The following is a 15,485-nucleotide window of genomic DNA, read 5'->3' as shown; positions in this document are numbered from 1 at the left end:
AAATAAGGCGCCGTATATGCCTAATGATTTTAAACGCCATGCAACTTCCAAAATCGTAGATTTTGTCAGTTTACGGCTGGCGCCGTATATGCCTAATGATTTTAAAAGCCATGCAACTTCCAAAATCATAGATTTTGTCAGTTTACGGCTGGCGCCGTATATGTCTAAAAAAGAGACTGCTGTTCTTCTTGAAAAACAAGTTTTCCCTAAGAACAGCAGTCTCTTTTTTATCCCTGCATGGCTTGTAGCTACAAAAAGTCTTAAGATTTTTTTCTGTTTATCTTTCTTGCTATGGGTGCGTATGAATGCTATAGTTACTGTATTATATTTATTGGTACACTTAGAAGGAGGAGTATATGTTCCAACTAAATTACCGGGATACCCGGCCTTTTTACGAACAGATTAAAGACAACCTCCGACAGCTGCTGATCACTCACTCTATTCATGAAAACGAGAAACTGCCGTCTGTCAGAGAACTTGCCTCTACACTCACAATTAATCCTAATACCATTCAACGCGCATACCGGGAGCTGGAAAATGAAGGCTATATTTATACTGTTCCTGGAAAAGGCACCTTTGCTTCTTCTGCAAACAGCAGCTCTCAGACGAAACGCCAGAAAGATCTTCTGACCCGGTTTGATGATCTTGTTGCAGAGCTGCTTTTTTTATCTGTCCCGGTTTCTGATTTATGTGATCATGTTCTGCGGACTGCGGAAAGGAGGGGCAATTCTTGATTCAGGTAGATAATGTTACAAAAGAATTTCACGGTTTTAAAGCTCTGAATCAGGTTTCTATGCACGTTCCCAAAGGGGCTGTTTATGGACTTGTAGGACCTAACGGAGCCGGAAAATCTACTATTATCCGAAATATTACAGGCATTTATCAGCCGGATTCCGGTTCTGTTCTCATTGACGGTGAACCTGTGTGGGATAATGTAAATGCCAAAAAAAAGATCTCATATATTCCGGATGATCTGTTTTATTTTCTCCAGGCAAATACGCTGGACATGAAAAAATTTTATCAGGGAATCTATCCCCGGTTTGACTCTGATCTTTTCTCCAGACTCAAAGACTTTTTTCCGGCAATAGATATGAAACGAAACATACGGCATCTTTCAAAGGGAATGCAAAAACAGGTTGCCTTCTGGCTTGCTATCTGTTCGAAACCGGAACTGATGATTCTAGACGAGCCTATTGACGGATTAGACCCGGTTATGCGCCGGCAGATCTGGGGAATTATTTTATCAGAGGTAGCCGAACACGACATTACCGTACTGATTTCATCACATAATCTAAGAGAACTGGAAGATATCTGCGACCACGTGGGAATTATGCATCAGGGAAAAATCATGCTGGAACGTACACTTACAGAACTTCAAGGATCTGTTTCTAAAATTCAGGTTGCATTTCAGGAAGGCATGCCGGCACTGCCTGATGATTTTGAAATTCTGCATATGTCCAATATCGGCCGCGTATACACCTTAATCGTTAAAGGGAATCCGCAGGAGGCAAAGGCCAGGCTGGAAGCAGAACATCCAATGCTGATTGACATCATACCACTGTCTCTGGAAGAAATATTTATTTATGAAATGGGAGGGGCCAATTATGAAATCAAAGACATCCTGTTTTAACCGGACGATCTTTCAGAAAAATATTAACCGGTTCTGGCCGGTCTGGACCTTATACCTGATTATTCTTCTGGTTATTATTCCGCTGTCTCTGTTTATGCAGACAGGCGCTTCCTATCCGGGGCTGTCAGAAAGTGATATTACAAGTTTGAAATTAACCTCACTGGCTTCTACACTCGATACCGGTCTGAGCGTCTTTTTGATTTGCCTGTTTTCAATTATTTGTGCCATCGCCATGTTTTCATATTTGTTTTCTGCCAGAAGCTGCAATATGATTCATGCCCTGCCGCTGAAGCGAAGTGAACTTTTCACTACAAACTATGTTTCCGGACTGCTGTTTCTGGTCATCCCTCAGGCGGTTACATTTTTATCCAGCCTGATTATTTGTATTATCCGCGGGATTACCAATGTTGAGCATCTTTTCTTCTGGCTGCTGTATGTTATGGGAATGACATTCTTCTTCTACACACTCAGCGTTTTCTGCTGTATGCTCAGCGGGCATATCTGTGCCAGTGCAGCTTATTTTGTTCTGATTCTGGCAGTTTTCCGGCTGATTAAATTTTTACTGTCCAATCTTCTGGCAGCCATCTGTTTTGGTTTTTCCAGTGTGGACACGACACTATTTTATGATACTTCCGCCTCCCAGGGTGAGTTTTTGTCTCCTTATACATTCTTAAGCTACTTTGTATCTGTACAGACCAAAACGTCAGACAGTGGAGCTGCTGTCTCTATTTCCTTAACAGGGGGCAGATATATTCTGCTTTATTGTATCCCGGCAGTGCTGCTGCTTATATTTTCAGCAGTTTTATATCAGCGCAGACAACTGGAAACCTCCGGAGATATTGTGGCTGTACGGTGGTTAAAGCCTGTTTTTCGCTGGCTGATCGCTTGTATGGCGGGACTAGGCACCGGTTATTTCTTCTCCGAGCTGTTTTTCCATACAGCAAGATATTATTTTCCTGCTCTGCTGATTTTAACGGCCATCTTTGCAGGCATCTGGTATTTCATTGCTGAGATGCTTCTACAGAAACGTTTTCGGGTATTTAAAAGAAAATCTGTGCCTCAGCTTATCATTTGTATTGGTATCACACTGGGATTTCTTGGCTGCCTAAAAGGAGATATCTTCCGTTTTGAAGAAACTGTTCCGGAAAAAAGGAATATAGAAGCGGTAACAGTCTCCAGCACACAGGATTTCACTACAGACGATCAGGATATGATTCAGCAGATTCTTGATATCCACCATGAAATCGTAGACCACAAGCAGAAATACAAAAAATATCAAAATAACCAGGATTTCTTTTCCTACACCGCGTTGTACAGCGATACATCTTACGGCGACGACAGCCAGGATACAGCCATTACTTCTACTGGAATTACACTGACCTATTATCTGTCAGATGGTTCGCACTTAACAAGAGCCTACATTATTCCTGTTACTAAAGAAGCATTCAGCGATTCTCAAAGTGCGGCTTCACAGCTTCGTAAGATATTATCTGATACAGATATATATTTAAAAAATATCATATGTGAAAATTATAAAGATGCAGACCTTAGAGGCGGTAATTTTTCAACCCTTTCTCTGGGGAAAACAATAGAAGAGCACAACATAGAACTGACTTCCAAACAGGCAAAGGTTATTTTTGAGGCCTACAAAAAAGATCTAGAAGAAGGCAGTCTTGCATTGAATATTGATGATCTGAATAAAGAAACAGCAGATACTTATTACAATACGCTGTCACTGATTTTCTACTCCGAGGACGGCATCAAATCGCCTCCTTCTCCAGAAAAATACATGAACAATGACATCGTACAGCCGGTATTTGGCGGCAGTTACGTTACAAGTATCTCTTCAGGACCGGATGAATCTCTGAATACGACAGATGCTTATTTACAATTTAATGCAGACTGCAGACACACCATAGAAGCATTACAAACACTTGGTTTGATCACCAGCGAATCTGATCTGATTACCGGTGAACAGTATGACGACTACTATTCTCAGTATGAATGATTCTGGCTTCATGTTATAGAAAACAAAGCTAAATCTTTCTTGTATAAAATTCAGCCCTAGGGATTGAAATTCAACCTTTCAATCCCCAGGGCTGTTATTTTGCTTCTCTTTTTCAAAAAATTATATACACTGCCTGAAAATATCTGCCGTCAAAAGAGCTGGTTCCAGATATGTTTCAAAATCTTTGGAAGCTCAAGAATGGATGAAATCTCTGCGTCAGCTTCCCGCACTTCTCCAAATCCATAGGACGCCCATATAAAGGGAATCCCAGCCTGTCTGCAGGCTTCATAATCGCCCATGGTATCACCTACATAAACCGCCCGATCAATCTGATTTCTCTGGAGCAGACTGCGTATGTTATCGCCTTTTGACTTTTGTGTATTTCCATAACATTCGGTATCCTGAAAATAACCAGTAAACCGGTAATATTCCAAAAACGCTTCAATGTACCCTCTTTGACAGTTACTGACAATATAAAGAGGATAGTCTTCTGACAACACCTTAAAACTTTCTTCCAGCCCCTGATACAAAACTGCTCCGTGTTCTTTTAGATACCTGTTCTCATCCTCACCGCAGACATTTATAATCTCAACAGCACGTTGGTAAGACAAGTATGGAAACAGCGATACAGCAATCTGATCCATAGGTTTACCAAGCTCCTCTTCCAGACGCTTTCTGGTAAGCACCTCTCTAACCTCGGGAAATCTCAAAATTGTTTGATTCCAGGAAACCACAATCTGATCTGCCGCATCCCACAGGGTTCCATCCAAGTCAAAAATAACGCCTTTTTTCATTCTTTAAGCCTCGTCAATTGCCTTTCCGATATCATGACGCATATATTTATTGTCAAAGGAAACCCATTCCGCTGCTTTGTAAGCATTCAAACGGGCCTCTTTTAAATCTTTCCCCTTGGCAGTCACACCAAGAACACGGCCGCCGTTGGTGGCAAATTTCCCATCTTCCGTCAATTTTGTTCCTGCATGATAACAATAGTATCCCTCGTGCTGGTCAAATTCTTCCAGACCCGATATCACTTTTCCTTTTTCATAAGCGACCGGATAGCCGTCACTTGCCAGTACAACGCAGACGCAGGCATTGTCTTCAAATTCCAGCTGAATCTGATCCAGGGTGCCATCCACACATGCTTCTATTACATCAATGATATCATTTTTCATCCGTGGAAGTACAACCTGGGCTTCCGGGTCACCGAACCTGGCATTGTACTCAAGCACCTTTGGCCCTTCTTCTGTCAGCATTAGCCCAAAGAAAATAATGCCTTTAAAGTCTCTTCCTTCTGCCGCCATAGCATCAACCGTTGCCTGGTAAATATATTTTCTGCAGAACTCATCCACTTCCTTTGTATAAAACGGACTTGGAGAAAATGTACCCATACCACCAGTATTAAGCCCCTGGTCTCCGTCCTTTGCCCGCTTATGATCCTGTGCTGAGGACATAATCCGGATTGTCTTTCCATCTACAAAAGACAGCACAGACACTTCCCGTCCGGTCATAAATTCTTCGATAACCATATGGTTTCCTGCAGAGCCAAACTTCTTGTCCTCCATGATTTCTTTTACGCCGGCCTTTGCCTCCTCAAGAGTCTGACAAATTAAAACGCCTTTCCCAAGAGCCAGACCGTCTGCCTTTAATACAATAGGCATCTTAGCGGTCTCAAGATAAGCCAGCGCAGCTTTCGGATCATCAAAAGTCTCATAGCCGGCTGTTGGAATCTGATATTTTTTCATAAGATCTTTGGAAAAAGCTTTGGATCCTTCAAGGATTGCCGCATCTTTTCTAGGGCCAAATACTCTCAGTCCCTTTTCTTCAAATACATCTACAATACCGCCAACCAGTGGATCATCCATACCGATAATTGTCAGATCAATTTCTTTTTCCTGTGCAAAGGCCGCCAGTTTTTCAAACTCCATAGCGCCAATAGCAACACATTCCGCAATCTGACCAATTCCGGCATTCCCCGGTGCACAGTATATTTTATCCACACGACTGCTTTTTGCCGCTGCATCTGCAATGGCATGTTCTCTTCCGCCGCTTCCTACGATTAATACTTTCATCTTATCCTCCTCTTACTGAGAAATCTTAACAAAGCCGTTTTCCACAGAAACCTGTCCATTGGCAATCAGATGCACCGCTCTTGGCAGAATCACCCATTCTGCTTCTTCCATAACCCGCCGCTGCAGGGTTTCCGGGGTATCATCTTCTTTCACCTCCACTGCCTTCTGCAGAATAATAGGTCCGGTATCTGTTCCCTCGTCCACAAAATGACAGGTAGCTCCTGTAAGCTTTACCCCTCTTTTTAATGCCCCTTCATGAACTTTCAGCCCATAAAACCCGGTTCCACAAAAAGAAGGAATTAAAGAGGGATGAATATTAATAATACGGTTTCTATACTTCTTTATCATCTTTTCAGGGATCACTACCAGATACCCTGCAAGCACAATCAGATCCGCCTCTGCCGTCTCTAAAGCCTGCAGCAGCGCATCATGAAACTGCTCCCTCATCTCAAAATCCTTGGGGGAAATGCATTGATGAAAAATCCCGTGTTTTTCTGCCCGTTCCAGCGCATAAGCATTTTTATTGTTGCTGATTACAGATACGATCTGAGCATTTGTAACCGTACCATTCTCAATTGCATCTATAAGCGCCTGCAGATTTGTCCCGCCGCCGGAAACCAGTACTGCGATTTTTAGCATACAGTAACTCCTTTTTCTCCGTCTTCAATCTGGCCTACTATATATGGTGTCTCTCCTGCTGCCCGGATTGCTTCCATTGCTTTATCTGCATCCGCCGGTTCTACTGCCAGTATCATTCCAAGCCCCATATTATATGTATTGTACATCATCTGTTCTTCAATCTTGCCTTCTCTTGCCAGCAATGTAAAAATTGGCGGAATCTGATAGCTGTCCTTTTTTACAAACGCCCGTCTGCCTTCCGGAAGCATCCGGGGAATATTTTCATAAAATCCGCCGCCGGTAATATGACTGCAGCCTTTAATCGTAACTCCAGCTTCTTTTACAGAATGCAGCGCTTTTACATAGATTTTTGTAGGAGCAATCAAGGCTTCCCCTAATGTTGTTCCCAGCTCATCATAATACGTATCCAGCGCCTCTTTTTCCATACGGAATACCTTTCGCACCAGTGAAAATCCATTAGAGTGAACACCGGAAGAGGCCATACCGATCAGCACATCCCCGGCTTTTAAGTCTTTTCCTGTAATCAGGTCTTTTTCATCTACCACACCTACCGCAAACCCTGCAAGATCATATTCATCTTCCGGATAAAAGCCTGGCATCTCGGCAGTCTCACCGCCGATTAACGCTGCATCTGACTGCTTGCATCCCTCTGCCACACCTTTTACAATATCCGCAATCTTTTCAGGTGTATTTTTTCCACAGGCAATATAATCAAGGAAAAACAGCGGTTCGCCGCCTGCACATGCAATGTCGTTGACACACATAGCTACACAGTCAATCCCCACCGTATCATGCTTGTCCAGAATAAATGCCAGTTTCAGCTTTGTTCCAACGCCGTCCGTTCCTGAAACCAATGTGGGTTTTTCCATCTCTTTAAATTTTTCCATAGAAAACGCTCCGGAAAATCCTCCAAGATTTGTCAGCACCTCCGGGCGCATGGTTCCCTGAACGTGTTTTTTCATTAATTCTACGGATTTGTATCCGGCTTCAATATCTACTCCCGCGTTTTTGTAATCCATTATGAATCCTCCCCTGATTATTTCATGTATGCTTTGTAACCGATTTCCTGCAGCTTCGCATCTTTTTCCTGAACCTGTTGTTTCAGTTCTTTAGAATAATCTTTCACACGCTCAAGTAATTCAGGATCTGATGCAGCAAGAATTTTTGCTGCAAGAATCCCTGCATTTGCTCCACCATTAATGGCAACTGTAGCAACCGGTATCCCGGATGGCATCTGAACAATAGAATACAGTGAATCCACACCCCCAAGATCAGATGTCTTCATAGGAATTCCAATCACCGGCATCGGGAAAATAGCTGCGCACATTCCCGGTAAATGAGCTGCTTTTCCAGCGCCGGCAATAATTACTTTAAATCCTTTACTTTCCGCTGATGTAGCATACTCATAAAAAACATCCGGTTCCCGGTGAGCGGAAATAATAGTCATTTCATACTCAATTCCCAGTTTTTCTAAAATTTCCGCTGCCTTTGCCATAACCGGCATATCGGAATCACTACCCATTACAATTCCTACTTTAGCCATAATTGTAATCTCCTTTTTATGTGAATAAATTAATTAATAGTTCTTTGTTTACAGAGCGCACTGTCTGCAAGCAGTCACTGCCTCTCTCTACTTTTTGCGCAGTGCTGTAACCTGGAAAATCTCCGTTTTTCCAGGTCACGGGCTTTCGCCCTATCTTTTCCTTACATATTGAGCAGGGCTGTGACCTGGAAAATCTCCGCTTTTCCAGGTCACGGGCTTTCGCCCTATCTTTCCCTTACATATTGAGCAGGGCTGTAACCTGGAAAATCTCCGCTTTTCCAGGTCACGGGCTTTCGCCCTATCTTTCCCTTACATATTGAGCAGGGCTGTAACCTGGAAAATCTCCGCTTTTCCAGGTCACGGGCTTTCGCCCTATCATCGGCAGCAGGGGCAAATATTTTTGTCTGCAAGCAGCCACATTATTTGCCCCTGCTGCCGATGGCACTGCTCATTGCTTTCGTGAATATTGTAACGTATATTGGGTTCAATTTCTAATTACAAATTATGATATGATTTATTAGCGTTGCTAATTAAAACTGGTTGTTTCATTAGCTGTACTCTTTTTCTATGATTCTAAAGGTACGTTTAATTCTTCTGTTCCCGGCACTACAAATTTTCCGTCTAAAATAACAGGTATTTCTGTTCCGTTTTTCTGAACAACGATGATACTGTCAAGTTCATCATAGGGAATGGTAATGTCTGTATGACAGTTAAAATAGGCTTTGCTGATATCTTCTTTTCTCTGAACAGATATTTCATTGTCTCTGGGCATGATCTCTTTTCCGTCAGGATTATAGACCCTCATATCTTCCGCATGGGAATAGCAGGTATCGCCCACAGCAAAGTGAGGGCCGCATTTTTCTGCAATTAAAATAGGCAGTTTGTCGTTGATTTTAAACTTTCTTCCCATCCGGTAAGCTGTTGTATTGGTTCCAATGGCAAATTCTCCCATGGGCAGTGTATCATGATGCATCAGCACATTATCTTTGATATATTTTTCATTTTCTTCTATCTTTTCAAAGTTCGTACAGCTGTACTTCTTAATCATACCATCTTTAAATTCCAGTGTCAGATTCTGATATTGCAATTCATTTAAAAACACTTCTGATACATGAAGAATCCCGCTGGTCTCTTTTAATACCGGCGAAGTAAAGACCTCCCCCACAGGGATGTTCACATCGGCAACACAGTTTTCAAAGGCTGTCTGGCGGGCCGGTTCTTCTAACGCCCATATGGATACGGTGAGATCTGTCTGGTTTGCTCCTTTTCCTTTAATACGTACCTCTCTTGCGGTGTCCAAAACATCAATCAGTTTCTGCTGGATATTCTGATATTTTTTATAATCCAGTGTATTAATTTTCACAGTTTCAGCAAATATTTCCGGAAATTGTTTTCCGATTGCAGGAACCGGATAGGCAATAATAGTAAAGCTGCGCTCCTCTCCTTTTACATACTCATTGGTTATCTGCCCGGACATGGAGGCATGATAAACATTAAGCTGCTGCTGCTTTTCTGAATAATGAATTGCTTCCTCTTTTACAGCCGGCGAAAAGGGTTCTTCTCCAAAGGTTTCAAGTACTGCCGGCCCGCCATGTTCTGCGGCCGCCTTTTTATTCTGCTCAAAGGCTGTTCTTAAGGCTTCCAGTCTGCGTTCTACAAAGGATTTATCGAAATAGTAAGCTTTATCCTCACGGTGGTCAAAATCATACTGTTTATTCACGGAAGAAGAATATGCTCCCCGTTTTGCACCGCCTTTTCCAAAAAAAGAGGAAAACGCCTCCTTTGCGATGGTAGGGCGCAGTCCAATCTTTTCAAAATTTCCAATTGCAGCCCGCATCATCCGCTCAAATCCCAGCGCGTAATGAAGACTTACCGTCTTCTTTTTCGAAATATCTTTTCCGGTAACTTCAAATCCAATGCGGTAGCCTTCCGTATAAGTATCAGCCATAGCCTGAATCTCAGTCTCCGGCATGCTGTTTAAATATTCCGCCGTTTTTATTTCGTTTTCGCCCACAGGTAATCCATACCGGTACAGATATCTAAGATCGCTCAAATCAGATTCCATTATAATTTTTGTGCAGAAATCCAGTTTGGGATCCACCATTTCCTCTACCTGCCGCTTGGCAAAAATTTCACTGTAATCATGAAAATACCAGTAAATTGTCTGGCGTGCTTCTTTCAGATCAACGGTCCCCTCAAAACAATTATATACCTGTACAAACAGCTCTCCCAGCATAACAAATGCATCCATTCTGCCCTCAAATACATAACCTGTCCCGGCCTGCAGCTCAGAATACATAAAGGAAAGCATCTCTCCTGCTTCCCGGCCAAATAATTTCACAGCATATGACGGATTTCCAAAGCAGGCTTCATAATGTTCTCCCATAAACCTGCCGTACAGCCTGTCATTTCTTTTCTTACATTCTTCCATAGATACCTGAAATAAAGTATGATTCTGCTCCTGTTCTAAAAGCCTGTCCAGATATAAAAGAAACTCAGCTGTTTCTTTAAAATATTCTCTGTATCTTTCCTCCACGGTACGCTCTGACAAAATCTCCTTTAACCGGAGAACCAAAAGCGTATGCCGCTCCTTTAACGCTTCATCTGTTTCCTGATAAATCTCTTTATTTTCCACTAAGATACTTACTCCCTTCCTGCTCTAAACCGGCTGATCTATTCTGTGAGATATTTTACAGAATTGGAAAACCGGATATTTTCCCATTTATTAAAAGAGCCGCAAACATCCTATCTGTTCCAGATCCTGTTCACGGCGGCTTTTGTATTTTTTGACCACCGTCATCTGTCAGACAGCGGCCAGAATTAAATTATGATTCCATAAATGTAAAGTCCCAAATATACGACTGCTAAAATACCGCCGGACACAGCCCCTGTCCTTGGGGGAATCAGACGAATATTTTTTTCTTTAAAGGCCAAAATTCCAAGTGCAAAGGCACCTGCTGCAAATACCAGTCCAAAAAGACCTGCCGTCCCCAGCAAAAAACCTGAATTTCCGCCAGATTGAAATGTTTTTATAACTGATACAAAAAACATTACAAGTGCTGTCAGTCCAAAAATTCCGGATAAAATCCCGGTAACAGAATTTTTTTGTTCCCGTCTTCTGACCTTTCTGGTTTTTCGAAAATATTGTCTGCGACTACTTGGCACGGTGCTTTCTCCTCCTTCTGCGAAGCCATACATAACATGCATAACCCAGCATTCCTCCGATGGTATTGAGCAGCATATCATCCACATCACAGCTGCCTACTTTCGTTATAAGCTGAATCAGCTCCACCGCCAGACTCAACTCAAAGCTCAGCAGTGTTACCATAAAGAATCCTTTGTATCTTTTACTCAGAATTGGAACAAGCATTCCAAAAGGAAGAAAAATCAGAATATTCCCAATCAAATTCTGAAACACGCAGACCCAGCCCAGCAGATGCCGGTACTTTATAAACCTGGTAATTTCCTTAAATAAAACCAGGTTATAATGGTAAGTCCTGTTTTCGTCCATTCGCCCTGCCATTTCCGCAAAAAACAGAAAGTAAAACAATACCAGTATATAAACCCAAAATAATATATTACATAAAATACGAAGTTTTTTATAATGTTTTTCCTGCATCAGACAACATAAATCCCCTATCTTGCACCATACTGTTCATAGTATGCGTCGATAGCAGCTTTTAATGTATCATCAATGACAATTTTACCATTACATGGACGATTATAAAGATATTCCACAACTTCTTCCATTGTGACAATGGCATTTGTCTCAAATCCGTACAAATCTTTGACCTCATCCAGAGCGCACTTATCTCCTTTTCCCCGCTCCATACGGTTTAAGGACACCATAAGCCCCACCACATTTACATTTCCCTGTGCTTTAATAATTGGAAATGTCTCTTCAATGGATTTACCAGATGTAGTAACATCCTCAATGATTACAACACGGTCCCCATCTTTCATGGAGCTTCCAAGCAGAATGCCTGTATCGCCGTGGTCTTTTACTTCTTTTCTGTTTGAGCAGTATCTGATATCTTTTCCATAGAGTTCACTAAAGGCAATGGTAGTTGCCACACTTAACGGTATCCCTTTATATGCCGGTCCAAACAGTACGTCGAAATCCTCTCCATAATTTTCATGAATTGCTTTCGCATAGTACTGTCCAAGCCTGCGCAGCTGTGCTCCCGTTACATATGCACCTGCATTCATAAAAAAAGGAGATTTTCTTCCGCTTTTTAATGTAAATTCTCCGAATTTTAAAACATCTGATGCTACCATAAACTCAATAAATTCCTGCTTATACTGTTCCATACCTTTCATATCCTCCATTTATCTGTCTAAAAGCAGATTTCAAATCTGCTTGTTCATTATCTGTATCCGAAGCTTTCCGGATTTCCTGGCTGCAGATGCAGAGTGAAGATGCTCCTCTGCCTTTCCGCTTTTAAGGTTTTACTGATTTTATCATATTTTTACCAGGTTTACAATTGACATACCCTATAAAAACAGATAAGTATTTCACAGATTCATTGACACTGCATACTTAAAACTAAAACGATACAAATTCCAGGTTCAATACCAAATTCTTCTATTTCCTGCAGATATTTTTGATTCATAACAGTAAAACCGGAAAACCAGACCTCTTAAGATCTGTTTTTCCGGTTTCCTCAAATTATATTTTCCACAAATACAAATAATTAATGGGTATGCGGTTTATTATCATATTTATGTTTCCATGTCCCGTCCGGCTGCTGCTCTGTAGTGAGATCATAGTGAACATTCTCCCAGGGATCCGGCAAATCCTTCCACAGCTGATACAGCGGAGGCAGAAAATCTTTCAGCCTTCCGGATTCATATACCATATGAGACTCCAGAGGCATATCCTCAGCATGAGCCTTTATATCCTACTTCACCGCACCAATCAGTTCATTGATATCTTCCACATGATTCATTCTCATGTACTCTTCAATACCGTTTACCACATCTATAGTGGCAGCAGGGTTGGCAAAGTTTGCCGTTCCAACGCTGACTGCCGCAGCTCCTGCCAGAATAAATTCCAGGGCGTCTTCTGCAGTCTGGATACCGCCCATTCCGATAATCGGTATGGACACAGCCTGTGCGGTCTGGTACACCATACGAACTGCCACCGGCCGCACTGCAGGACCTGACAGGCCTCCAGTTTTATTGGCAATGGCAAACTGACGCTTCTGCACATCAATCTTCATACCTGTCAATGTATTAATCATGGACAGGGCGTCTGCTCCTCCCGCTTCTGCCGCTTTTGCCATAACGGTAATATCCGTCACATTGGGGCTTAATTTCATAATTACCGGCTGTGCCGCATATTTTTTTACGGCTTTTGTAATCTCCTCCACAGCTTTGGGATCCTGTCCAAAAGCAATGCCGCCTTCTTTTACATTTGGGCAGGAAATATTGATTTCCAGCATATCTACTGGCTGATCTGCCAGCCGTTCTACTACCTGACAGTAATCCTCTGTGGATCTGCCGCAGACATTTACGATAATTTTTGTGTCATACTTTTTTAAAAATGGAATATCTCTGGAAATGAATACGTCTATTCCAGGATTCTGCAGACCGATGGCATTTAACATACCGCCGTAAACTTCAGCGATCCTGGGAACTGGATTACCGGGCCAGGGTACATTAGCCACACCTTTGGTTACCACAGCTCCCAGCTTATTTAAATCTACAAATTCGGAAAATTCTTCTCCGGAACCAAAGGTTCCCGATGCAGTCATAACCGGATTATTCAGGGTAACTCCCGCAATATTTACTTTCGTATTCATTACAGTTCCACCTCCTCAGCCCGGAAAACCGGTCCTTCTTTGCAGACTCTTTTATTATGTACATTGGTATGCTCGTCCACTTCCTTAGACTTACACACACAGGCCAGGCAGGCCCCGATACCACATGCCATTTTCTCTTCCATAGAGATCCAGCATTCTGTTTTGTGCTCTGCAGCATATTCTTTTAAAGCCCGCAGCATTGGTGTGGGTCCGCAGGCATAAATAATGTCTGCGCCAAGTCCATTCTCCCGGATTGCATCTAAAACATTTCCCCGGCTGCCGTAACTTCCGTCTTCTGTTGCCACATAAACACTGCCTTCTTTTTTAAACTGATCCAGTAAAAACATTTCGCTGTTTCTGTATCCTAGTACAATCTGTTTTTCACAGTCCAGCTGCTTTGCCAGCTCTAACATAGGCGGAATACCGATTCCTCCGCCGATGAGAAAGGCCTTTTTATTTTTCAGTGGAAAACCGTTTCCAAGAGGTCCCATAATCTCAAGCTGCATTCCCGTATGCTTTCCGGCAAACTCCGCGGTTCCGCCTCCTGCAATCCGGTATACGATTCTCAATGCACTGTCTGCCGCATCTATTTCACAAATACTGATGGGACGCGGAAGCATTCTGCTTTTGTCATCACAATATAAAGAAATGAACTGTCCTGCCTTTGCGTGCTTTGCAATCTGATTTGTTTTCAGCCACATACTGTAAATTCCAGGGGCAATCTCTTCCTGGCTGATAATTACCGCCTGCTCTTTAAACTTTTCAGCCATGCTGTCTCCTATTCGTTGGTTTTTTATAACGTTCTGTACTTTTAAATTGCTATTTCTGCAATGCTCCGTTGATATCCTCAATCATATCCAGCACTGCCTGGCGGGAAGCATCCGCGAAATTCTCAGGCCCAAACTGCGCATATTTTTCCTGCTTATATGCAGCAATAATTCCTCTGGATGAATTTACAATGGCGCCAAGTCCATCCTCATTGAAATAGTGCACAAGATCGGAGGCTTTCCCCCCCTGAGCACCGTATCCCGGTACCAGAATAAAGCTTTTGGGCATCACTTTTCTGAGAATTTTTCCTACCTCCGGATAAGTAGCCCCAACAACTGCACCGATATAGCTGTAGCTGTCTCCCATATGATCTTCTCCCCAGGCAGCTACTTTCTCAGCCACATGTTCATATAATGGCCGGCCGTCTATCAGCTGATCCTGAAACTCACCGCTGGATGGATTGGAAGTTTTTACAAGAATAAACAAACCTTTCTTTTCTTCTTTGCAGACATCCACAAAAGGTTTGATTCCATCTGTTCCAAGATAAGGATTTACTGTGGCAAAGTCTTCATTAAATGCAGAGTATGTCTTACTTCCAACCTGTACTTTTCCAAGGTGCCCCACTGCATATGCCGCAGATGTAGAACCGATATCTCCGCGCTTCACATCACCGATCACCACAAGATCCTTTTCGCGGCAGTAATCTACAGTTTTCTGAAATGCCTTAAGCCCCTCAATGCCAAACTGCTCATACATGGCAATCTGAGGCTTTACTGCTGGAATCAGGTCATGTACTGCGTCCACAATGGCTTTATTGTACTGCCAGATGGCTTCCGCTGCTCCCTCTAATGTTTCTCCGTACGCATCAAAGGCTGCTTTCTGCACCTGCTCCGGAATATAGGAAAGCATCGGATCCAGTCCCACTACAATGGGCGCATTTGTCTTTTTTATTTTGTCACAAAGTTTATTTATCATTATATTTTCCTCTCTTCACTTATCCATCTTTACTTCATAAGTTTTG

At 42.5% G+C, this 15,485-nt stretch carries 16 protein-coding genes; 3 read left to right on the top strand and 13 right to left on the bottom strand.

Annotated features, from left to right (window positions below):
• Positions 1 to 356: 356 nt before the first annotated feature.
• Genes OCV88_RS09600 through OCV88_RS09590 form a run of 3 tightly spaced genes read left to right on the top strand, consistent with a single transcriptional unit; the run spans position 357 to position 3,638 of the window.
• A complete protein-coding gene (locus OCV88_RS09600) occupies positions 357 to 734 on the top strand; it encodes a GntR family transcriptional regulator (protein ID WP_158425287.1) in 378 nt (125 codons plus the stop codon).
• Positions 731 to 1,630, top strand: a complete 900-nt coding sequence (locus tag OCV88_RS09595) for an ABC transporter ATP-binding protein (protein ID WP_158425286.1) — start codon at positions 731 to 733, stop codon at positions 1,628 to 1,630. The genes OCV88_RS09600 and OCV88_RS09595 overlap by 4 nt, the downstream gene beginning before the upstream one ends.
• The gene (locus OCV88_RS09590; RefSeq protein WP_158425285.1) at positions 1,605 to 3,638 is read left to right on the top strand and encodes a hypothetical protein; all 2,034 of its coding nucleotides are present in this window, start codon (positions 1,605 to 1,607) and stop codon (positions 3,636 to 3,638) included. Before OCV88_RS09595 ends, OCV88_RS09590 begins: the two co-directional genes overlap by 26 nt.
• Before the next feature lie 149 nt (positions 3,639 to 3,787).
• Here the strand turns inward: OCV88_RS09590 and OCV88_RS09585 are convergent, their stop codons facing one another.
• The 13 genes from OCV88_RS09585 to pyrF form a co-directional block, all read right to left on the bottom strand.
• Positions 3,788 to 4,432 (bottom strand): HAD family hydrolase, encoded by a 645-nt coding sequence (locus tag OCV88_RS09585; RefSeq protein WP_158425284.1) that lies wholly within the window; start codon positions 4,430 to 4,432, stop codon positions 3,788 to 3,790.
• 3 nt (positions 4,433 to 4,435) lie between these two features.
• Entirely contained in the window at positions 4,436 to 5,710 is a 1,275-nt protein-coding gene (purD, locus tag OCV88_RS09580; protein WP_158425283.1) for a phosphoribosylamine--glycine ligase, read from the bottom strand.
• Between the two features lie 12 nt (positions 5,711 to 5,722).
• Positions 5,723 to 6,349, bottom strand: coding sequence for a phosphoribosylglycinamide formyltransferase (gene purN / locus OCV88_RS09575; RefSeq protein WP_158425282.1), 627 nt, complete (start codon positions 6,347 to 6,349; stop codon positions 5,723 to 5,725).
• Positions 6,343 to 7,368 (bottom strand): phosphoribosylformylglycinamidine cyclo-ligase, encoded by a 1,026-nt coding sequence (purM, locus tag OCV88_RS09570; protein WP_158425281.1) that lies wholly within the window; start codon positions 7,366 to 7,368, stop codon positions 6,343 to 6,345. The genes purN and purM overlap by 7 nt, the downstream gene beginning before the upstream one ends.
• Before the next feature lie 17 nt (positions 7,369 to 7,385).
• Entirely contained in the window at positions 7,386 to 7,892 is a 507-nt protein-coding gene (gene purE, locus OCV88_RS09565; protein WP_158425280.1) for a 5-(carboxyamino)imidazole ribonucleotide mutase, read from the bottom strand.
• A 565-nt stretch (positions 7,893 to 8,457) separates the two neighbouring features.
• Positions 8,458 to 10,527 carry an aminopeptidase gene (locus tag OCV88_RS09560; RefSeq protein WP_158425279.1) on the bottom strand — a complete coding sequence of 690 codons (2,070 nt, stop codon included), beginning with the start codon at positions 10,525 to 10,527 and terminating at the stop codon, positions 8,458 to 8,460.
• Between the two features lie 185 nt (positions 10,528 to 10,712).
• Entirely contained in the window at positions 10,713 to 11,057 is a 345-nt protein-coding gene (locus OCV88_RS09555; protein WP_158425278.1) for a DUF6142 family protein, read from the bottom strand.
• Positions 11,047 to 11,511 carry a VanZ family protein gene (locus OCV88_RS09550; RefSeq protein WP_158425277.1) on the bottom strand — a complete coding sequence of 155 codons (465 nt, stop codon included), beginning with the start codon at positions 11,509 to 11,511 and terminating at the stop codon, positions 11,047 to 11,049. The genes OCV88_RS09555 and OCV88_RS09550 overlap by 11 nt, the downstream gene beginning before the upstream one ends.
• A gap of 17 nt (positions 11,512 to 11,528) precedes the next feature.
• Entirely contained in the window at positions 11,529 to 12,203 is a 675-nt protein-coding gene (pyrE, locus tag OCV88_RS09545; protein ID WP_158425276.1) for an orotate phosphoribosyltransferase, read from the bottom strand.
• Positions 12,204 to 12,586: 383 nt separating this feature from the next.
• On the bottom strand, positions 12,587 to 12,751 hold the full coding sequence (locus OCV88_RS09540) for a hypothetical protein (RefSeq protein ID WP_262591113.1): 165 nt from the start codon (positions 12,749 to 12,751) through the stop codon (positions 12,587 to 12,589).
• A gap of 42 nt (positions 12,752 to 12,793) precedes the next feature.
• A complete protein-coding gene (locus OCV88_RS09535; protein WP_158425275.1) occupies positions 12,794 to 13,696 on the bottom strand; it encodes a dihydroorotate dehydrogenase in 903 nt (300 codons plus the stop codon).
• Positions 13,696 to 14,466 (bottom strand): dihydroorotate dehydrogenase electron transfer subunit, encoded by a 771-nt coding sequence (locus tag OCV88_RS09530; protein ID WP_158425274.1) that lies wholly within the window; start codon positions 14,464 to 14,466, stop codon positions 13,696 to 13,698. Before OCV88_RS09530 ends, OCV88_RS09535 begins: the two co-directional genes overlap by 1 nt.
• Positions 14,467 to 14,515: 49 nt before the next feature.
• Positions 14,516 to 15,439, bottom strand: coding sequence for an orotidine-5'-phosphate decarboxylase (pyrF, locus tag OCV88_RS09525; RefSeq protein ID WP_158425273.1), 924 nt, complete (start codon positions 15,437 to 15,439; stop codon positions 14,516 to 14,518).
• Between the last annotated feature and the right edge of the window lie 46 nt (positions 15,440 to 15,485).

Source organism: Brotonthovivens ammoniilytica, assembly GCF_025566885.1.
In the GTDB taxonomy this organism is placed as follows: domain Bacteria; phylum Bacillota; class Clostridia; order Lachnospirales; family Lachnospiraceae; genus Brotonthovivens; species Brotonthovivens ammoniilytica.
Note: the sequence above shows the minus strand (reverse complement) of the source record. Positions and strands in the feature narration are given on the sequence as shown.